Source organism: Streptomyces sp. NPDC005438 (assembly GCF_040606315.1).
Taxonomy (GTDB): Bacteria; Actinomycetota; Actinomycetes; order Streptomycetales; family Streptomycetaceae; genus Streptomyces.
Genome location: NZ_JBEXEP010000001.1, coordinates 40593 through 60670, shown reverse-complemented (window position 1 = coordinate 60670; position 20078 = coordinate 40593). Strand labels below are relative to the sequence as shown.

15 protein-coding genes are annotated in these 20078 nt (G+C 72.3%); 8 read left to right on the top strand and 7 right to left on the bottom strand.

All coding sequences use genetic code 11. The features are described 5' to 3' along the window. Position 1 precedes the first annotated feature (1 nt). The 4 genes from ABZT14_RS00280 to hemL form a co-directional block, all read right to left on the bottom strand. Positions 2-766, bottom strand: a complete 765-nt coding sequence (locus ABZT14_RS00280; protein ID WP_356296941.1) for a cytochrome c biogenesis protein CcdA — start codon at positions 764-766, stop codon at positions 2-4. A gap of 4 nt (positions 767-770) precedes the next feature. Continuing rightward, positions 771-1406: a TlpA disulfide reductase family protein gene (locus ABZT14_RS00275; protein ID WP_356294612.1), complete on the bottom strand. Its 636-nt coding sequence runs from the start codon at positions 1404-1406 to the stop codon at positions 771-773. A gap of 99 nt (positions 1407-1505) precedes the next feature. Further along, positions 1506-2213: a histidine phosphatase family protein gene (locus ABZT14_RS00270; RefSeq protein WP_356294609.1), complete on the bottom strand. Its 708-nt coding sequence runs from the start codon at positions 2211-2213 to the stop codon at positions 1506-1508. Between the two features lie 52 nt (positions 2214-2265). Then, complete coding sequence (gene hemL / locus ABZT14_RS00265; RefSeq protein ID WP_356296939.1) at positions 2266-3588, bottom strand: glutamate-1-semialdehyde 2,1-aminomutase; 1323 nt, start codon at positions 3586-3588, stop codon at positions 2266-2268. 118 nt (positions 3589-3706) lie between these two features. Between hemL and ABZT14_RS00260 the strand changes: the two genes are divergently transcribed. Both ABZT14_RS00260 and ABZT14_RS00255 read left to right on the top strand, forming a co-directional pair. Beyond that, entirely contained in the window at positions 3707-4324 is a 618-nt protein-coding gene (locus ABZT14_RS00260) for a hypothetical protein (protein WP_356294606.1), read from the top strand. A gap of 1112 nt (positions 4325-5436) precedes the next feature. Further along, the gene (locus ABZT14_RS00255) at positions 5437-7176 is read left to right on the top strand and encodes a BCCT family transporter (RefSeq protein WP_356294603.1); all 1740 of its coding nucleotides are present in this window, start codon (positions 5437-5439) and stop codon (positions 7174-7176) included. 837 nt (positions 7177-8013) lie between these two features. Here the strand turns inward: ABZT14_RS00255 and ABZT14_RS00250 are convergent. Continuing rightward, positions 8014-8739: a VTT domain-containing protein gene (locus ABZT14_RS00250; protein ID WP_356294600.1), complete on the bottom strand. Its 726-nt coding sequence runs from the start codon at positions 8737-8739 to the stop codon at positions 8014-8016. Positions 8740-8985: 246 nt separating this feature from the next. Here ABZT14_RS00250 and ABZT14_RS00245 point away from each other — a divergent pair, with 246 nt between their 5' ends. Then, entirely contained in the window at positions 8986-9729 is a 744-nt protein-coding gene (locus tag ABZT14_RS00245) for an SDR family oxidoreductase (RefSeq protein ID WP_356294596.1), read from the top strand. Positions 9730-9860: 131 nt separating this feature from the next. Here the strand turns inward: ABZT14_RS00245 and ABZT14_RS00240 are convergent, their stop codons facing one another. Continuing rightward, entirely contained in the window at positions 9861-11054 is a 1194-nt protein-coding gene (locus ABZT14_RS00240; protein WP_356294593.1) for an RtcB family protein, read from the bottom strand. Positions 11055-11349: 295 nt separating this feature from the next. Between ABZT14_RS00240 and ABZT14_RS00235 the strand changes: the two genes are divergently transcribed. The 3 genes from ABZT14_RS00235 (at position 11350) to ABZT14_RS00225 (ending at position 14633) form a co-directional block, all read left to right on the top strand. Beyond that, complete coding sequence (locus tag ABZT14_RS00235; protein ID WP_356294591.1) at positions 11350-12192, top strand: hypothetical protein; 843 nt, start codon at positions 11350-11352, stop codon at positions 12190-12192. Between the two features lie 136 nt (positions 12193-12328). Beyond that, positions 12329-13024, top strand: coding sequence for a DUF3558 domain-containing protein (locus tag ABZT14_RS00230; RefSeq protein ID WP_356294588.1), 696 nt, complete (start codon positions 12329-12331; stop codon positions 13022-13024). A gap of 166 nt (positions 13025-13190) precedes the next feature. Next, entirely contained in the window at positions 13191-14633 is a 1443-nt protein-coding gene (locus ABZT14_RS00225) for a DUF2637 domain-containing protein (RefSeq protein WP_356296936.1), read from the top strand. A 450-nt stretch (positions 14634-15083) separates the two neighbouring features. On the opposite strand, the gene lysS is transcribed toward ABZT14_RS00225, so the two are convergent. After that, the gene (gene lysS / locus ABZT14_RS00220; RefSeq protein ID WP_356294585.1) at positions 15084-16805 is read right to left on the bottom strand and encodes a lysine--tRNA ligase; all 1722 of its coding nucleotides are present in this window, start codon (positions 16803-16805) and stop codon (positions 15084-15086) included. 344 nt (positions 16806-17149) lie between these two features. Here lysS and ABZT14_RS00215 point away from each other — a divergent pair, with 344 nt between their 5' ends. Then, positions 17150-18010, top strand: a complete 861-nt coding sequence (locus ABZT14_RS00215; RefSeq protein ID WP_356294582.1) for a DUF1206 domain-containing protein — start codon at positions 17150-17152, stop codon at positions 18008-18010. A gap of 228 nt (positions 18011-18238) precedes the next feature. Beyond that, positions 18239-20038 (top strand): arginine--tRNA ligase, encoded by a 1800-nt coding sequence (gene argS / locus ABZT14_RS00210; RefSeq protein WP_356294579.1) that lies wholly within the window; start codon positions 18239-18241, stop codon positions 20036-20038. Positions 20039-20078 lie beyond the last annotated feature (40 nt).

Genomic DNA, 20078 nt, shown 5'->3' with positions numbered 1-20078 from the left:
CTCAGACCCCCACGGTGAAGTCGGACGACCAGACCTGAAGCTCGTACACGATCCGGTCCCAGGCCCCCGTCACCAGCAGCACGCCGACGGCCACCAACATGGCGCCGCCGATCCGCATGACCCAGACATAGTGCCGTTTCACCCAGTCGAAGGCCCCGAGGGTACGGCGGAAGGCCACGGCGGCCACCACGAACGGCAGCCCCAGCCCCAGACAGTAGGCCACCGTCAGCAGCGCGCCCCGGGCGGCGCTGGCCTCGTTGAAGGCGAGGGTCTGCACCGACGCCAGGGTGGGCCCGATGCACGGGGTCCAGCCGATCCCGAACAGCACGCCCAGCATCGGCGCCCCGGCCAGCCCCATGGCCGGCCTGCGGTGGAACCGGAACTCCCGGGAGGCGAAGCGGGACAGTACGCCCATGAAGGCCAGGCCCAGCAGGATGGTCAGCGCCCCCAGCACCCGGGAGATCACCTGGCGGTGCTCCTGGAGCTGGGCGCCGAAGCCGCCGAACAGGGCGCCGCCGGAGACGAACACGGCGGTGAAGCCGAGGACGAACAGGGTGGCGCCGGCGACCATCCGGCCCCGGCGGGCCTCCGCCAGGTCCGTGCCGCTCACCCCGGTGACGTAGGAGAGGTAGCCGGGCACCAGGGGCAGCACGCAGGGGGAGAAGAACGACACCAGCCCGCCGAGGACGGCCACCGGCACCGCGAGCAGCAGCGCTCCGCTGAGCACCGTCTCGTTCGGGCCGATGGCACTGGCCAGGAGGGTCACCACGTCACTTCTCCGCCATCACCGGTTCCAGGATCGACCGCAGCTTCTTCTCGCTCAGCGCCAGCAGCGCGCGGGCGGCGATCCGGCCCTTGCGGTCGATGACCACCGTCGACGGCACCGACTGCGGGGGCAGTTCGCCCCGGCCGAACTTCAACTGGAGCTTGCCACTGGGGTCGAACAGGCTGGGATAGGTGATGCCGAAGTTGCGGTCGAAGGCCTTGGCGTTGGCCTTGTCCAGGTCACGGGTGTTGATGCCGACGAACTGGACGCCTTTGCCCTTGGTCTCCTTGGCGACCTTCGCCAGGTTGGGCGCCTCGGCACGGCAGGGCGCGCACCACGAGCCCCACACGTTCAGCACCACGACCTGGCCCCGGTAGTCGGCCACCCGCAGGTGCTTGCCGTCGACGGTCTCCCCGGCGAGGTCCGGGACCTTCTTACGGTCGGCCACCGGCACGGTGGTGATCTTGCCGGTACCCTCCACGATCTTGGTGTCCGAGGAGGACTTGCCGGCCTTGTCGTCCCCGCAGCCGGTCAGCACCAGCACCCCGCCGAGCACCACCGCCACCGCGCCCCGGACACGACCGGCACGCCGCCGCGAACGGTCGGCGCGCACGACGGTACGACCTCCACCAGAACTCATGTGAAAAGTTTCCCATGCACTCGGGGGCGATCTTCTGGCGCCCCCCGCGTCCCGGGGCGCGCCCCGTACCGGCCGTTCACGTCCACCTCACCGTCCGGTTCAGGCCCCGAAGCCCTTGGCGCCCTTGACCGGCTTGGCCCCGGCCAGCAGGTGCGCCGGCACCAGGTCCCGCGCCGGCTCGGTGTAGCCGACGGACACCAGCCGGTCCCCCAGGTACGTGAAGCTGGTCAACGAGGCGAGCGTGCACTGCCGCCGCCTGGGGTCGTGCCACAGCCGGCGCCCCTCCACCTGGCCGCGCAGCGTCCAGATCGGCAACTGGTGGCTGACGCACACCGCCTCGTGCCCGCGCGCCGCGTCCCGTGCCGCGTCCAGGGCGGACCGCATCCGCACGGCCTGGTCCACGTAGGGCTCGCCCCAGGAGGGCCGGAACGGGTTCCGCAGGTGCTTCCAGTTCTCCGGCCTGCGCAGCGCGCCGTCGCCCACCCCGAAGGTCCTGCCCTCGAAGACGTTGGCCGCCTCGATCAGCCGCTCGTCGGTGGCCAGTTCCAGACCGTGGGTCTTCACCAGCGGGGCCGCCGTCTCCTGGGCCCGTTGGAGGGGGGAGGACACCACGTACGTGATGTCCCGCTCCGCGAGGTGTTCGGCGACCCGTTCGGCCATCTGCCGCCCGAGGGCGGAGAGTTGGTAGCCCGGCAGCCTCCCGTAGAGCACCCCCTCGGGGTTGTCGACCTCCCCGTGGCGCATCACGTGCACCACGGTCACCACCTTCTCCGGGTCCACCGCGTCCCGTGAGGGTTCGGCGCTCATCTGGTCCTCCCCTGGTTACCGCTCGACTCGTCCTCGTACCGGCCGCGACCGGTCACGCCTGGGCCTCGGCCGCCGCCCGGGCCGCCGCCGGCAGGGCCTCGGCGATCCGGTCAACGGCCCGCTGGTCATGGGCGGTTGACACGAACCACGCCTCGAAGGCCGAGGGCGGCAGGTACACCCCGCGCGCCAGCATGGCGTGGAAGAACGCGGTGTAGCGGTGGGTCTCCTGGGTCCGGGCGTCCTGGTAGTCGCGCACCGGCCGGTCGGTGAAGAACACCGAGAACATGTTCCCCGCCACCTGCACCTGGTGGGCCACGCCCTCCTTGGTCAACGCCTCGGAGGCCAACCCCTGTAGCTGCGCGGACACCTGGTCCAGCACCTCGTACGCGGACTCGTCCAGCAGCCGCAGCTGGGTCACGCCCGCCGCCGTCGCCACCGGGTTACCGGACAGGGTGCCGGCCTGGTACACCGGCCCCTCGGGCGCCAGTTGGGCCATCACCTCGGCCCGGCCACCGAAGGCCGCCGCCGGGAAACCGCCACCCATCACCTTGCCGAAGGTCATCAGGTCCGGCTCCACCCCGTCGATGCCGTACCAGCCGCGCCGGGACACCCGGAAACCGGTCATCACCTCGTCGGAGACCAGCAGCGCGCCGTGCCGCCGGCACAGGTCCCGCAGCCCGGCGTTGAAGCCCTCCCGGGGCGGCACCACGCCCATGTTGCCGGGGGACGCCTCGGTGATCACGCAGGCGATCTCGTCGGGGTGGGCCGCGAAGGCGGCGGCCACCGCCTCCAGGTCGTTGTACGGCAGCACCAGGGTCTCCCCGGCCTGCGCCCCGGTCACCCCGGGGGTGTCCGGCAGCCCGAAGGTGGCGACCCCGGAGCCGGCGGCGGCCAACAGCGCGTCCACGTGACCGTGGTAGCAGCCGGCGAACTTGATGACCTTGGCCCGGCCGGTGAAGCCCCGGGCCAGCCGGATCGCGGACATGGTGGCCTCGGTACCGCTGGACACCAGGCGTACCCGCTCCACCGGCCCGACCCGGTCCACGATCTCCTCCGCCAGGGCCACCTCGTCCTCCCCGGGCGTACCGAAGGAGGTGCCGCGCTCGACCGCCCTGCGCACCGCCTCCAACACCTGCGGGTGGGCGTGGCCGAGAATCGTCGGCCCCCAGGAACAGACCAGGTCAACATAGTCACGACCGTCCGCGTCCGTCAGATAGGGGCCACTGCCGTGGGTCATGAACCGAGGGGTGCCGCCGACCGCGCCGAAGGCCCGCACCGGCGAGTTCACGCCTCCCGGAGTGACGGCCTGGGCCCGGTCGAACAGGGACTGCGATACTGGGGCTTCGTCTGCGTACGGGTAGCTCACGGCCACCATGGTGGCAGAGCCCACGCGACAGGGTGCCGCCCGGGCGTTTCACCTCCGTCAGGGCGGGGAGGTCACTGTCACATTGATCGGGTTGCGCGGCGGGGGTCGCGAGTGTTCGGGTGGTGACATGCAGCGCGGAGGCGAACTGGGCGAGGGCACCGGGGACCTTGGGCCCAAGCGCACGCGGGGACGGCACCGTCGGAGAGAACAGACGGATACGGGCGGCGCCCAGGGTGAGTTCGCCCTGGGACGGCAGCAGGAACACCGGGGAGAGCCCTCCACGGACAGGGGAAGCAAGGGTGGCGGCCGAGTGGGGGTGACCTACAAGTACTTCGGCGCTCCCGACGGCGCGACCGCCGCGCGGGTCCCCATATCGATGCGCCCCGAGGAGCTTGGCGGAGACGAGCTGGGCCAGGGGATGTTCACCAAGATCAAGCCGGAGACCATGGCCGCCATGGTCCTCACCGGCATCGAGGGCATCCCCCTGCACCGGGTCCCCCCACTGGAACTGGTGGTGCTGCACCCCGACTACGCCGTGGTGAAGCTGCCGATGACCGTGGTCGACCCGCTGCGCGGGGTCGGCGAGGAGTCGGTGGGCGCCGCGGCGTTCATCTGGTCCACCGTGCCCGACCGTGGCGGCCCCCAGGACGCCTTCAACGTCTACCAACTCCTGCACCAGTGGCAGGACTTCAGCCACCGCCTCCACTCCGCCGGCCACCAGCCGTACTGCCTGGTGTGGCCCTGAGCGTCTGAGCCTCCGGGACGGGACGGCGCGGCGAAACGGCACGGAATTCGGGCGGGACCCCTGACGGTCCCGCCCTTCTCGTACGTCCTGGCGTCCCCTTTGGTCGGCCCCTACGTACGTCACCGCACCCCGGTCACGGCGGCCGGCCGTGATCGGGGTGATGTCGGGGCCGCTGGCGGCCGGAGGGGGCGGGCCCGCACCGGCCAGCGAGGACACGGCACCACCGGGAGAGCAGCACCCCGCGCCCCGGGCACCCGAACAGGGCGTCTGGCAACGGCCCGTGGACCCTGGGGTCGCCGGGGGCCAGCCGCGCGGGCCCGCGCCCCCGACTCCTGGCCTGCCGTGTCAGTGGCCGGCTCCTGGCGGGGCGCGAACCGGGGTCGCGCACCGGTCAGTTGGCCTCCCCCCTCGGACGTACGGGCCCCGGGGCGTCCGGGCGGAGGGGGTGCCGTACCGCCCGCCCAGCCGCTTCGGACCGTGGACACCGGGCATCCGCGGGGGCGGGCCGCCCGCCCCGTTCACCCCCTTCGACCGCTTCTGTCGCCAACACCCGAGCGACGTTTCCCGCCATGATCACCAGCGCCGCCACCACCAGGACGCCCACCACCCCGAGCGGCCTCGCCACGCCGGCCCACCGGCCCCTCCGACCGGGGCCCCTCGGAAATTCGGCCACCGCGTCGGAGGCTCGACCCCGGAGATCACGCCACCGCCGCGAGGGGGCGCCGTGGGGCCGGGGTACCCGCCCACCGAGGGGACCGCGTACGCCGCCGCCACTGCGGGCGACCAACCGTCCGACAGAGGGGAGGTTTCCAGCCCCGTACGCTCTGTACGCACCCGCGAACCGAGTGGCGCGAACCGTTCGCCCGTACACGGCGGCAACCGGACACCTCACGGGAGGCGGCCTCGGGCGCCCTAACAAAAGCACAGCTCGTACGAGCGGGCGTCGGTCCTCCAGAGTCGACCCTTTGCCCTCGAAACTTACGGAACGCTTACCTCCGAGCCGTCTCGGCAGGGAGTGAACGAGCCGTTACGGAGGAGCCGTTGCATGGGGCAAGGGATGTCGGGTAGCGGCCAGGAGTTCACGTGAACAACAGAACGGAAGGTTCCAAGCCATGTCCGCTGAAGGGGACAGCAAGGAGATAAGGGGTGGTTCGGCTGGTTCGGGCACTCCTGGAAGTCTGCTGGACAGGGCCCCACAGACCGACCGGTGGGTGTTCGGCATCACGGCCTTCGCCACCCTGGCCTTCGTCCTGTGGGGCGCCCTGGGCACCGACTCGCTGAAGAACACCTCCCAGAGAATGCTGAACTGGGCGATGCACAACGGCGGTTGGGCCTTCGTACTGGCCGCCTCCGGCTTTGTGATCTTCTCACTGTGGCTGGCCTTCAGCCGCTACGGAAAGATCACCCTGGGGCAGGAGGGCGAGAAGCCCGAGTTCCGCACCGTGTCCTGGATCGCCATGATGTTCAGCGCGGGCATGGGCATCGGCCTGATGTTCTACGGCGTCAACGAGCCGCTCACCCACTTCGACTCCTCGCCTCCGGGGACCGGTGGGGACGCCAACGCGAAGACGGCCACCGCGATGGCCACCACGCTCTTCCACTGGACCCTGCACCCCTGGGCCATCTACGCGGTCGTCGGTCTGGCCATCGCCTACAGCACCTTCCGCAGGCGCCGCCGGGGCACGGTCAGCGCGGTGTTCACCCCGCTCATCGGGGAACGGCACGCCAACGGCGGGCTGGGGCGCGCCATCGACATCCTGGCCATCTTCGCCACCCTGTTCGGCTCCGCCGCCTCCCTGGGCCTCGGCGCCCTGCAGATCGGCAGCGGGGTCAAGGAGGTCGGCTGGATGGAGAGCGTCAGCACCACGCTGCTGGTGGTCATCATCGCCGTACTGACCGGGGCGTTCATCGCCTCCGCCATCTCCGGTGTGGAGAAGGGCATCCAGTGGCTGTCCAACATCAACATGGTGCTCGCCGGACTGCTGGTGCTGTTCGTGTTCGTGGCCGGGCCCACGATCTTCATGCTGAACCTGATCCCCTCCTCCATCGCGGACTTCTTCCGTGAGCTGCCGCAGATGGCCGGCCGCACCGACGCCAGCGGCGGCAAGGAGGTCGCCACCTGGTTGTCCAAGTGGACGGTCTTCTACTGGGCCTGGTGGATCTCCTGGACGCCCTTCGTGGGCATGTTCATCGCCCGTATCAGCCGGGGCCGCACCATCCGCCAGTTCGTCGGCGGCGTGATCCTGGTGCCCAGCGTGGTCAGCCTGCTGTGGTTCTGCGTCTTCGGCGGGGCGGCCATCCGCGAGCAGCGGGGCGGTGCCGGCCTGGTGGAGAAGGGCGGCCAGGAGGCCCAGCTGTTCGGGCTCCTCGACCAGTACCCGATCGCCGGCGTCACCACCCTGCTGGTGATGACCCTGGTGGCGATCTTCTTCGTGTCCGGTGCGGACGCGGCGTCCATCGTCATGGGCACCCTCTCCCAGAAGGGCACGCTGGAGCCCAGCCGTATGGTCGTGATCTTCTGGGGCGCGGCCACCGGTGCCGTCGGAGCGATCATGCTGCTGATCGGCGGAGGTGGGGACAAGGCCCTGGAGGGCCTTCAGAACCTCACCATCCTGGTCGCCGTACCGTTCACGGCGGTGATGGTGATGCTCTGCATCGCGCTCACCCGTGACCTGCGGCGCGACCCGCTGATCATCCGTGGTGAGCAGGGCGACGTGGCGGTGGAGACGGCCGTCATCGCCGGACAGGAGCGCTACGACGGCGACTTCGAGTTCCACATCGTCCCGGCCGAGAACGGTGACGGCCCCGACGAGGGCGGTTCCCCGCACAAGACCCCTGTCAGCAAGAACTAGCGGTCGCCCACGGAACGCGGTGGGGTGCCCCTCCCTCGGAGGGGCACCCCACCGGTCGTTTCGGTACCTCGGTCGTACGGCGCCCCCGGACGCGCGCACCGTGGATCCACGGTGACCGCCGGTCCTCGAAGCCCCTTCCGTACGGCCGCCCCTCCGGTCCCGGTACGGCGCCCACCCCAGGGCGGGACCCACCCGCCACCCGCCCCTCCGACGCGAGGCCCCTCGGGGTGGCCCACCCCCACGGCACCCCGGCCGTACGGGCACGCCAAGGCAAGGCCCGCCCGGCACCCGCCCCTCCGACGGCGCCCTGTCCCACCGCACCCGGCCCCACGGCGCCCCGGCCGTACGCGCACCGGCGGCGGGAGGGCTCGCCTTCGTACCGTCCACGAGTGCGTACCGCACCCCAGGGCGGGCCCCGGACACGGCAACCCCCACCCCGCCCCGGTCCTCCACCCGACTCCGCACCCCCACACCCCGTACCGGCCCCACCTACGCCCGCCCCAGGGCGGGCCCGGCCCACCGGGCGCACCACGAGGGGCGAGCCCTCACCGGGGCCGGCACCCCCTCGGGGATGCCCCCGGGGCGGTGCCGCGAGGAGGGGGCCGGGCCGGACGGGGTCAGGTGAAGCCCGTAGCGAGCAGCCGGACAGGGCCGAGCCAGCCACGTACCGAGCGGCCCGACGAGGTCAGGTGGCGGCCGTAGCGAGCGGGCGGTCAGGGCCGGTGGAGGCCGTAGCGAGCGGGCGGTCAGGGCCGGTGGCGGCCGTAGCGAGCGGGCGGTCAGGGGGAGGAACCGGACCGGCGGGCCCGGTGCTCACGCCGGTCAGCGCGTCGTCGGTCAGCGCATCGCGTGACGGCCGCGACCGCGCCGGCCCCGGCGCGGCTCCTCGCCGCCGCCCGGGCCCTGGGCGCCCTCCGAGGAGGCCGCCTCCCTGGCCTTGGCGCTGCCCCGTCGGGCGCGGAGGAACTCGATCACGATCGGCATCACCGACAGCAGCACGATGCCGACCAGGATCATCTCGATGTGCTGGTGCACGAAGTCGACCTGTCCCAGGGCCGCACCCAGCAGGGTCACCCCGGCGCCCCACAGCACACCGCCGAGCACGTTGAAGATGACGAAGGAGCGGTACCGCATCCCGCTGACGCCGGCGATGATCGGGGTGAAGGTACGGACGATGGGCACGAAGCGGGCCAGCACCAGGGACTTGGGGCCGTGCTTCTCGAAGAACTCGTGCGCCTTCTCCACGTTCTCCTGTTTGAACAGCTTGGAGTCCGGGCGGTTGAACAGCGCCGGCCCCACCTTGCGTCCGAACAGGTAGCCCGCCTGGTCCCCCAGCACGGCCGCGATCACGATCAGCGTGCACACCAGCCACAGCGGCTGGTGCAGGTACTGGCCGGTGGCCACCAGCAGACCGGTGGTGAACAGCAGGGAGTCACCCGGCAGGAAGAAGCCGATGAGCAGGCCCGACTCGGCGAAGACGATCACCAGGATGCCCAGCAGCCCGAACTGGGGGATCAGATAGTCCGGGTCGAGCCATTGCGGACCGAGCGCGAGTTGGGTCACGTAAGGGGCTCCTCGTCAGGGCACGTCGACGGGCGGCGCGGGAGTGGAGAGTCGCTCCACGCTACCAAGACCACGCCTCGCGCCCGCCCGGCAGCGGCCTCGGCTCTGTGGGGTAAGAACGCCCCTCCACCCCGCCCGGTTCCCCACCAGGGGCCGCCGGCCCTGGTGATCACGGCGCCGTATCTCGTTAGGCTCGCCCCTGGAAAGCGGCAGCAGCCGGCCGACCGAGGAAGCCAGGAGCAGATCGTGAGCACCCGTACCGCCGTCGTCACGGGCGCCAGCAGCGGCATCGGCGCCGCCTGCGCCCGCCAGCTGGCCCACGCGGGATACCGCGTCGTCCTCCTCGCCCGCCGACGGGACCGCGTCGAGGCGCTGGCCGGAGAACTCCCCCAGGCCGAGGCCCGGGTCGTGGACGTCACGGACCGGGAGGCGGTGGACGCCTTCGCGGCCTCCCTCGACCGTTGCGACGTCCTGGTCAACAACGCCGGCGGGGCCTTCGGCCAGGACACCGTGGCCGGGGGTGACCCCGCCGACTGGCGCTGGATGTACGAGGTGAACGTCCTGGGCACGCTCCACGTGACCCAGGCCCTGCTGCCCGCCCTGGAGGCCTCCGGCGACGGCACGGTGGTGGTGCTCTCCTCCACCGCCGCCCTCGGCACCTACGAGGGGGGCGGTGGTTACGCCGCCGCCAAGCACGGCGCCCACGCCCTGGCGGCCACCCTGCGTCTGGAGATCGTCGACCGTCCGGTACGGGTCATCGAGATCGCCCCGGGCATGGTGCGCACCGAGGAGTTCTCCCTCAACCGCTTCGGCGGCGACCAGGAACGGGCCGACCGGGTCTACCAGGGCGTGCCGGCACCCCTGACGGCGGACGACGTGGCGGACACCGTCACCTGGGCGGTGACCCGCCCCTCGCATGTGAACGTCGACCTGCTGGTGGTCCGGCCCCGGGTGCAGGCCTCCAACTACAAGGTGCACCGGGAGGGTTGAGCCCCCGGGCGGACGCCGACGGTCCGGCGCCCGCCCCGAGCGGCGACGGGGTGCCCGGGGTGCCGGGACCGTGGTCCCGACGGAGTCCCGGGCACCCCGACCCGTACGGCCTCGCTCCGGCCGGCAGGGGCTCAGCCCTTCACGCACACCACCTGCTTGAGCTTGGCGACCACCTCGACCAGGTCGCCCTGCCGCTCGATGACCTGCTCGATGGACTTGTAGGCGGCCGGGATCTCGTCCACCACCCCGGAGTCCTTACGGCACTCCACCCCCTGGGTCTGCCGCTCCAGGTCGTCCGCGGAGTACCGCCGCTTGGCGGCGCTACGGCTCATCTTCCGGCCCGCCCCGTGGGAGGCGGACTGGAAGGAGGCGTCGTTGCCCAGGCCCCGGACGATGTACGAGCCGGTGCCCATGGAACCGGGGATGATGCCCAGTTCGCCGGCGCCGGCCCGGATGGCGCCCTTGCGGGTCACCAGCAGGTCGACGTCGTCGTACCGTTCCTCGGCCACGTAGTTGTGGTGGCAGGAGATGACCGGGTCGAAGGTCGGCCGGGCCTTCCTGAACTCCCGCCGCACCACGTCCCGCAACAGCCCCATCATCAGCGCCCGGTTGTGCCGCGCGTACTCCTGGGCCCAGAACAGGTCGTGGCGGTACGCGGCCATCTGCGGGGTCTCGTCGACGAACACCGCCAGGTCGCGGTCGACCAGCCCCTGGTTGTGCGGCAGTTGCTGGGCCCGCTGGATGTGGAACTCGGCCAGTTCCTTGCCGATGTTCCGCGAACCGGAGTGCAGCATCAGCCACACCCGGTCCTCGGTGTCCAGGCAGACCTCGACGAAGTGGTTGCCCGAACCCAGTGTGCCCAGCTGCCTGGTGGCCCGCTCCCGCCGGAACCGCACCGACTCGGCGACCCCGTCGAAGCGGTTCCAGAAGTCGTCCCAGCCGGAGGTGGGCAGCCCGTGCACGTCGCCGGGGTGCACCGGGTCCTGGTGCATCCCCCGGCCGACCGGGATGGCCTGCTCGATCCGGGACCTCAACCGGGAGAGGTCGCCGGGGAGTTGCCCGGCGGTCAGCGAGGTCCGTACCGCGGACATGCCGCAGCCGATGTCCACGCCGACGGCGGCCGGGCAGACCGCGCCGCGCATGGCGATGACCGAACCGACGGTGGCGCCCTTGCCGTAGTGCACGTCGGGCATCACCGCGAGCCCCTCGACCCAGGGCAGGGTGGTGACGTTGCGCAGTTGGCGCATGGCGCCGTCCTCCACGGTGGCCGGGTCGGCCCACATGCGGATCGGTACCCGTGCCCCGGGCACCTCGGTGAACGCCATCCGTCTCACTCCCCCCGTGTTGGTGACGGTCGCACCCGGGCACTACGTGACCCCCGAGGAAAAACCGGACGTATGCCGGCAACTCGCGCAACGGACCGGACGGTCCGGCATCGGGTGCGGTAGACATTGTGTTCCGCTGCCCTCGGGCGACGGCAACACGTTTTCGACCCGCTCCCCCTTCGGGGCAACCGTGGCGGTGTCGAAGGTCGCACCCGTACCGGGCCGCCCCCTCGGGTGATGTGGAACCGGCCACTCCTGGTGGCCGTCCCAGTAGACGGAGGAGCAGGAGGTCACCGTGCGTCGAAGGGCCGGTCTCATCAGCGCCCCGGGAGCCGCCGCGGCGGTCGCCGCGGGAGTCACCGCGCTGGCCCTGGGCGTGAGCGGCTGCACCGGCGGCTCCTCGGAGGGGAGCACCGGGGACACCAAGCCCGGTGAGCCCAAGGAGAGTTCCAGCGCCGCGCCCCCGGGGAAGTACCGCACCCTCCCCGAACCCTGCGGGGCGGTGGGCGCCGGGACGCTGGAGGAGATGCTGCCCGGCACCAGCGTGGCCCCGGACGGCGGCGGCCCCTCGGGCGCCAGCCCCTCCCCGTACGAGGGCGAGGCCACGGTCACCTACGACACCGACCGTCGGGTGGGCTGCCGTTGGCAGAGCGAGACCCGGCTGAGCACCCGCCATCTGAAGGTCAGCTTCGAACGGGTGGTCTCCTACGACAAGGAGGTCTCCGACGACGAGCGGGCCGAGGAGCTGTTCAACGAGCAGGCGTCCGCCGCCCGCATCAGCCTGCCGAAGAAGGACAACGCGACCGGCGACCCGGCGGACAAGCAACTGCCGCCCAAGCGCCCGACGCCGGAGCGGACCGGTGCGGACAGTTCCGACGATCCAGACGCCCAGGACCCGGAGTTGGCCCCCCGGGCGCTGACCGACGTGGGGGACGCGGCCTACCTCGACGACCAGTTGGTGACCGGGGACTCGGGGGTGCACCGGGACGTCACCGTGGTCTTCCGTACCGCGAACGTCCTGGTGACCATCGAGTTCGACCGCTGGGTGACGGACAAGCGGAACGTGCCCGACAGCGAGCCCCTGCAACGCCACTCGCGGCGGCTGGCGTCCCAGCTGGCCGGCAGCTTCCAGGACTGAACCCGGGCCCCGCCCTCCCCCGTCCGGGGAGTGAGACCAGCCACTTGTACCCGCTTTGTGTGGACTTCCCGACCGAACCGCTCCCGCGCTACGGCACACTGTGTGGGCCGTACGAGACCACGGAAGCGAAGGAACCATGCACCTTCAACGCGCCTCGCGCCTCACCCGCACCCTGCTCAGCGCTGCGGTAGCGGTCCCCGTTCTGCTGGCGGCCGGGTGCTCCTCGGACGACTCCGGCGGTTCGGACGAGGACGCCAAGGCCAAGCCCTCCAGCAAGCCGAGCGCGTCCCTGGAGCCGGCACGGTTCAAGAAGCTGCCCCCCGTCTGCGAGAGCCTCACCAAGGGCACCGTCGAGGACGTCGTGCCAGGGGTGGACAAGGCGAAGGGCAAGAACCTGGGCCCCAAGGACGGCGACAGCTACGGCAGTTGCATCTGGACCGGCCTCAAGGAGTACGACTACCGCTCGCTCACCCTGTCCATGCGCCGCTTCGACTCCCACGCCACCCTCGGCTCGGCGGACGCCCGGGCCAAGAAGTTCCTGTCCCAGCAGGTCGCCGCCACCCGCTCGGACAAGAGCAACGACAGCCTGGACGAGAAGCCCCTCAAGGGCGTCGGCGACGAGGCGACCTCCCTGGAGTACAAGACCAAGGAGAAGTACGGCAAGTCCAAGGAGGAGCACCGGCTCAACAAGCTGGTCGTCCGCTCCGCGAACACCGTACTCACCGTCGACTACGGCGGCGCCGGCTTCGAGGACGGCAAGCTCCCCAAGGCCGAGGACCTGCGCAAGGGCGCCGAGAAGGCCGCCAAGGAAGCCCTCTCCTCCCTGGGCTGACCCCCACCGTCCACCAACCCGCCCGGTACGCCCGGGAGTTCACCGTCCGAAGGCCGCCGCACCAGCGCAGGGTGCGTCGGGGGAACGGTTGTGCGAGGCTAAGCGCCGCCAGAAGGCCGGCCGGAAGCCGGCCGCGCCCCCACGAGCCTGAGGACGACCCGTGCAGCTGAACCGTACGCACCGGATACTCGTCGGGGTGGTGGTCGCCGGGGCGGTCCTGATCGCCGCGATCGGCTTCGCCGGCTCGTACTCCGCCGTACGGGACCTGGCCGAACGCAAGGGTTTCGGACAGTTCTCCCCGTTCTTCCCCATCGGCGTCGACGCCGGCATCGTGGTGCTGCTGGCCCTGGACCTGCTGCTGACCTGGGTGCGCATCCCCTTCCCGCTGCTGCGCCAGACCGCCTGGATGCTGACGGCCGCCACCATCGCCTTCAACGGCGCCGCCGCCTGGCCCGACCCGCTGGGCGTGGGGATGCACGCGGTGATCCCGGTGCTGTTCGTGGTCACCGTCGAGGCCGCCCGGCACGCCATCGGCCGCATCGCCGACATCACCGCCGACAAGCACATGGAGGGCGTACGGCTGTCCCGCTGGCTGCTGGCCTTCCCCTCCACCTTCCGCCTGTGGCGCCGGATGAAGCTGTGGGAGCTGCGCTCCTACGACCAGGTGATCCGCATGGAACAGGACCGGCTGGTGTACGAGGCCCGGCTGCGCGGACGCTACGGCCGGGCCTGGCGACGCCGCGCCCCGATCGAGGCGATGATGCCCCTGCGGCTCGCCCGGTACGGCATCCCCCTGTCCGAGACCGCCTCGGCCGGGCTGGAGGCCGCCGGCATCAGCCCACCCGTACGGCCGCCCACCGAGGAGGCCCGCGCCCTGCCGGGTACCGCCTCCCCCCGGGCCACCGAGCGGCCCGTACGGCCCGAGCCCGCCGCACAGGCGGCACCCCCCGAGGTGGATCAGCCCGCGCCGGCGGCCGACACCGAGGAACCGCCCGGGCATCCCGCCGACCCCGAGGCCGCGCCACCGGTGGCCGAACCGGCCCCCGAACCCGCCGCGCCCCCCGCCGTCCAGGCCCCGGCCGTGGAGGCGCACCCCGAGGAGCCCGACCCCGCCCGGTCGCCCCACCCGGCCCCCACCGTCCCGGTGGGCCCCGGACGCGTACGGTCCCTGGGCCAGGCCAGCGCCCCCACCAACGGCTACGCCGCCTACGTCCCCCCGCCCCACCCCGAGGAGGAGGGCCCGGCCGCCCGGCCGGCACCCGCCCAGCAGCAACTGTTCCGGGAACCGCCACCACCCCCGGAGCCCGAGGCCACCCCCGTGCCCGAGGCGGCCGAGTCGGTGCCCGAGCCGCCCGCCCCGGTGGAGGAGGACCCGTCCCCGGTGGGGATACCGGACGGGGTCGCCCGGGAGGAGGTCTACTTCGAGGCCTTCCGCCAGTTCGCCGCGGGCCGGGGCGACTTCCCCAACGCACGGCAGCTCTCCCGGACCCTGGAGGAGAGCTTCGGCATCACCAACGCCGACGGCTCCCTGCTGAGCGAGCCCTATCTACGGGAGTACGTACGGGAGTTCAGAAACCGCTACCGCTCCGAGATGGGCATGGCCGGCTGACCCCGCCCCGGCGTTCCGTACCGTCCCGTGGGCGCCGGGCCACCACGGCCGGTCACCTCACGCGAGCCCACGCCCGCCCCCCGGCCGGGCCCGTTCGAGCGGCGCCGCCTTCCTCCCGGGGGCCGCGAACTCCTCGCGGGTGACCCGTGCCCTGTCGTCACCGGGTGCGGGGGGGGGGCGGCTCCCGCCAGGACGGGGCGCCTGCCCTGACAGCGTCAACCGCCGCACCGCGTACCGCGTGCGGCGACCACCGCGGGGCGACCGGAGCGGCGGCTCCCCGCCACCCGACCACCCGGAACCCCTCGGGCCCCCGCCCAGCGAGGACCACGAGGCCGGACGACGCCCCGGAACCGGAACCGGCATCCACTCACCGCCCGACCCAGGCCCGCCCCCCCGGCCCGGGAACGCTCCCGACCGGAGGTGCCCCGGCCGGGAAGCGACCTCCGGGTGTCAGGCGCCCAACAGCTTCCGCACCCGGTCGGCGCCGACCGCCAGCAGCAGGGTGGGCAGCCGGGGCCCGGTCTCCTTGCCCACCAGCAGCCGGTACAGCAGGACGAAGAACGCCCGCTGCGCGGTCTTCAGTTCGGGGGTGGGCTTCGCCTCGGGCGGCAGCCCGGCCATCCGCTTGGGCACCCCGTACACCAGCGAGGTCAGCCCCTCCAGGGACCAGTGGTCGTCCAGCCCGTCCAGCAACAGCCGCAGGGACTCCCGCTGTTCGTCGTCCAACGAGGACAGCAGGTCGGTGTCCGGCTCCTGGAGGACCCGGGTGCGCTGGTCGGCCGGCACCTGGGTGGTGATCCAGCGCTCCGCGCGGTCCAACCGGGGCCGGGTCTGGTCCAGGTCGGTGATCGGCCGCTCCGGGTCCAGCTCGGACAGGATCCGCAGGGTCTGGTCCTCGGCCCCCTGGGTGATGTCGGCCACCGAGGCCAGGGTGCGGTACGGCAACGGCCTGGGGGTACGCGGCAGTTCACCGAGGGAGGTGTGGGTGGCCCGGTGGTGGGAGGCGATGTCCCCGGGCTGCGCCTTGCCCTCGGTGATCTTGCGCTCCAGGGCGTCCCACTCGTCGTACAGCCGCTGGATCTCCTGGTCGAAGGCGATCTTGAAGGACTGGTGCGGCCGACGGCGCGCGTACAGCCAGCGCAGCAGCGGGGCCTCCATGATCTCCAGGGCCTCGGCCGGGATCGGCACCCCGCCCCGGGAGCTGGACATCTTGGCCATGCCGCTGATGCCGACGAAGGCGTACATCGGTCCGATGGGCTGCTGCCCGCCGAAGATCTCCTTCACCAGCTGGCCGCCCACCACGAAGGAGGAGCCGGGCGACTGGTGGTCCACGCCGCTGGGCTCGAAGATCACGCCCTCGTAGACCCAGCGCATCGGCCAGTCGACCTTCCACACCAGCTTGCCGCCGTCGAACTCGCTCAGCAGCACCGTCTCCCGGTGCCCGCACTGGCACTCGTAGCTCAGCTCGGTCGACTCGTCGTCGTAGGAGGTGATGGTGGTCAGGTCCCGCTGGCAGACCGTGCAGTACGGCTTGTACGGGTAGTACGCGCCGCCGGTGGTGGTGCCGTCGTCCTCGTTGGCCGCGCCGGAGCCCTCGGCCGCCTCCACCTCGGCGGCGTCCAGCGGCTTCTGCTGCTTCTTGGCGGGGGCCGGCTTCTTCTCCAGGGTGCGGTACCGGTCCAGCACCGCGTCGATACGGCCCCGCTCGCGCATGGCGAACAGGATCTGCTCGCGGTACGCGCCCGAGGTGTACATCTCGGTCTGGCTGATGCCCCGGTAGTCCACGCCCAGTTCGGCCAGGGACTCCACCAGGGCGGCCTTGAAGTGCGCCGCCCAGTGCGGGTGCGGGCTGCCGGGGGGCGCCGGCACGCTGGTCAGCGGCTTGCCGATGTGCTCCGACCAGGAGGGGTCGACGCCGGCCGGCACCTTGCGGAAACGGTCGTAGTCGTCCCAGGAGATGATGTGCTCGCAGGGCAGCCCCCGGCGCCGGATCTCGTCGGCGACCAGGTGCGGCACCATCACCTCCCGCAGGTTGCCCAGGTGGATGGGGCCCGAGGGGCTCAGCCCGGAGGCGCAGACGAGGGGTTTGCCGGGGGCGCGACGCTCCGCCTCGGCGATGACGTCATCGGCGATTCGGGAGACCCAGTCGGCCTCGGGGGTGGTCTGAGCCACTTCCGGCACTTCCTCACTACGTGTGTCCCACCGGCGACCCGGGAGCCGGCCTCGGCCCGGCCGGATCGCCACGGCTTCCGGCCGCCCATTGTTCCACTCCACCGCCCGTGCCCCGTCCTCGGCCGGCGCTCTCCCGGGCCCGGTCGGGGAAGCGCCGGGGCGACCCGCGCGGTACGCGAGGCGGCCCCGCCGCCGTCGGGCCACCCGACCGCCAGCGACCCCGGGGGGCGACCCCCGGCGCCGTTTGTACCGGTCAGCCGGGGGCAGACGGTGAACACCCGTACGAGGGACGGCAGTTCCCCGGGTGCCCGGCCCAGGGGCGCCCACCAGGAGGAGGGGTACGGATGAGTGCAGCCAGGACCGTCGGAGCGGGCCGGTCGGCCACCAGCGGTGGCCGTGACGCGGCGCGGCGAGCCGCCGACAGCAGGGCGATGGAGTACGCGGGCCGGGCCGGGCTGGCCGGTCGGGGCGTGATCTACCTGCTGGTCGCCGCCCTGGCCCTGCACATCGCGCTGAACGGTTCGGACCAACAGGCCGACCGGGGCGGCGCGTTGGAGGAGGTCGCCAAGCGGCCGTTCGGCTCCTGGCTGGTGTGGGCGCTGGGGGTGGCCCTGGTGGGCATGGCCCTGTGGCGGCTGTCCGAGGCGGCGTTCGGCGCCGCCGACCCCAAGGGGCACAAGGCCCGTAAGCGGGCGACGTCCGCCGCCCGGGCCGTCTTCTACTCCTTCGTGGCGTACTCGGTGCTGTCCTTCGCGATCGGCGAGAAGGGCAGCGGCAGCGGCTCCAGCGACAAGCAGTCCAAGGACGCCACCGCCCGGGTGCTGGAACTGCCCTGGGGCCAGTGGCTGGTGGCGGCGGCCGGGCTGGGCGTGGGGATCGCCGGTGTGGTGATCGCGGTACGGGCCGCCCGGCGCAAGTACCACAAGCACCTCAAGCAGGCGAAGCTGTCCGAGCGGAGCCGCCGGGTCGTCGACCTGCTGGGCGTCCCCGGGGGCGTGGTGCGGGGCTGCTTCTTCCTGGCCGCCGGCGTCTTCGCCGCCCAGGCCGCCCGGGACGCCGACCCCGACGAGGCCAAGGGCATGGACAACACCCTGCGGTCGTTCACCGACACCCCGGCCGGGCCCTGGCTGCTGGTGGCCGTCGGAGTGGGCCTGGCCCTGTTCGGCGCCTTCTCCCTGGCCCTCGCCCGGTGGCGGAGGGTGTGAGCCGTACCGGTACCGGCGGCTGAGCCGGACCGGGCGACGTACGGGCCGGCCGGGTCCCCCCGAGACACCCGGCCCGCCACCGGCCCTCCGGCCCACGGCGGGCGCATCCGGGGCGCCGCCCCACCGTGGGATACTCGCCCCGGGACACTTCGGGCGACCCGGCCACGCGCCGGCGGGCCCGGGTGGCACCCACGAGACGACCACCCGCTACGAAACGGCACCGCATCCATGGCCTCGGTTCCCTCCCTCGCCGCATCGATCCACCAGCGTCTCGCGGACGCCCTCGGCGCCGCCCTGCCGGAAGCCGGCTCCGCCGACCCCCTGCTGCGACGGAGCGACCGAGCCGACTTCCAGGCCAACGGCCTGCTGGCGCTGGCCAAGAAGCTCGGCGGCAACCCCCGCGAGCTGGCCGGCCGGGTCGTGGACGCCCTGCCCGAGGGCGCCGAGATCGAGGGTGTGGAGGTGTCCGGGCCGGGCTTCCTCAACATCACGGTCGCCGACGCCGCGATCACCGCGCGGCTCGCGGACCGCGCCGAGGACCAGCGGCTGGGCGTCCCCCAGGCCGAGTCCCCCGGCACCACCGTCATCGACTACGCGCAGCCCAACGTGGCCAAGGAGATGCACGTGGGCCACCTGCGGTCCACGGTGATCGGCAACGCCATCACCCGCATCCTGGAGCACCGGGGCGAGCACGTGATCCGCCGCCACCACATCGGCGACTGGGGCACCCAGTTCGGGATGCTGATCCAGTACCTCATCGAGCACCCCCACGAGCTGGACCACGCCTCGGACCGTGCCTCGGACCACGCCGCACCGCGCGCCGGCGACGAGGGCTCGGCGGCCATGGCCCGGCTGAACCGCCTCTACAAGGACTCCCGCGCCCTGTTCGACAGCGACGAGGAGTTCAAGACCCGCGCCCGGGACCGCCTGGTGCTGCTCCAGTCCGGGGACCAGCAGACCCTGGAGCTGTGGCACAAGATCGTGGACGAGTCCACGATCTACTTCCAGGGCGTCTACGAACTGCTCGACGTGGAGATCCGCGAGGAGGACGTCAAGGGCGAGTCCAGCTACAACGACGCCCTGCACGGCGTCGTCGAGGACCTGGAGTCCTCCGGTGTCGCCGTACGCTCCGACGGGGCGCTGTGCGTGTTCTTCGACGACGTGAAGGGCCCCGACGGCAACCCCACCCCGCTGATCGTGCAGAAGTCCAACGGTGGCTTCGGCTACGCCGCCACCGACCTCGCCGCGATCCGCGACCGGGTCGGCGACCTGGGCGCCGACACCCTGCTGTACGTGGTGGACGCCCGCCAGTCACTGCACTTCAAGATGGTGTTCGAGACCGCCCGCCGGGCCGGCTGGCTGCCCGAGGGCGCGGCCCGGCAACTGGCCTTCGGCACCGTCCTCGGCAAGGACGGCAAGCCGTTCAAGACCCGGGCCGGGGAGTCGGTACGGCTGGTGGACCTGCTCGACGAGGCCGTGGAACGGGCCGAGACGGTGGTGCGGGAGAAGTCCCAGAACCTCGGCCTGTCCGAGGAGGAGATCGCCGAACGCTCCGCCCAGGTGGGCATCGGTGCGGTGAAGTACGCGGACCTGAGCACCTCGATGTCCCGCGACTACGTCTTCGACCTGGACCGCATGGTGTCCCTCAACGGCGACACCAGCGTCTACCTCCAGTACGCCTACGCCCGCACCCAGTCCATCCTGCGCAAGGCCGCCGGCGGCTCCGCCGCCCCCAAGCCGCACCCCGAACTGCCCCTGGAGCCGGCCGAACGCGCCCTGGGCCTGCAACTCGACGAACTCGGCGAGACCCTCGACACCGTCGCCGAGACCTACGAACCCCACCGCCTGGCCGCCTACCTGTACCAACTGGCCAGCAGCTTCACCACGTTCTACGAGCACTGCCCGGTGCTCCGCGAGGACAACGACCCCGCCCTGGTGGAGAACCGGCTGTTCCTGTGCGAGCTGACCGGCCGCACCCTGCGCGAGGGCATGAGCCTGCTGGGCATCCGCACCCCCGAGCGCCTCTGACCGCACCACCCCGGCCCCCGGGCCCAGGCGCACCCCGAGG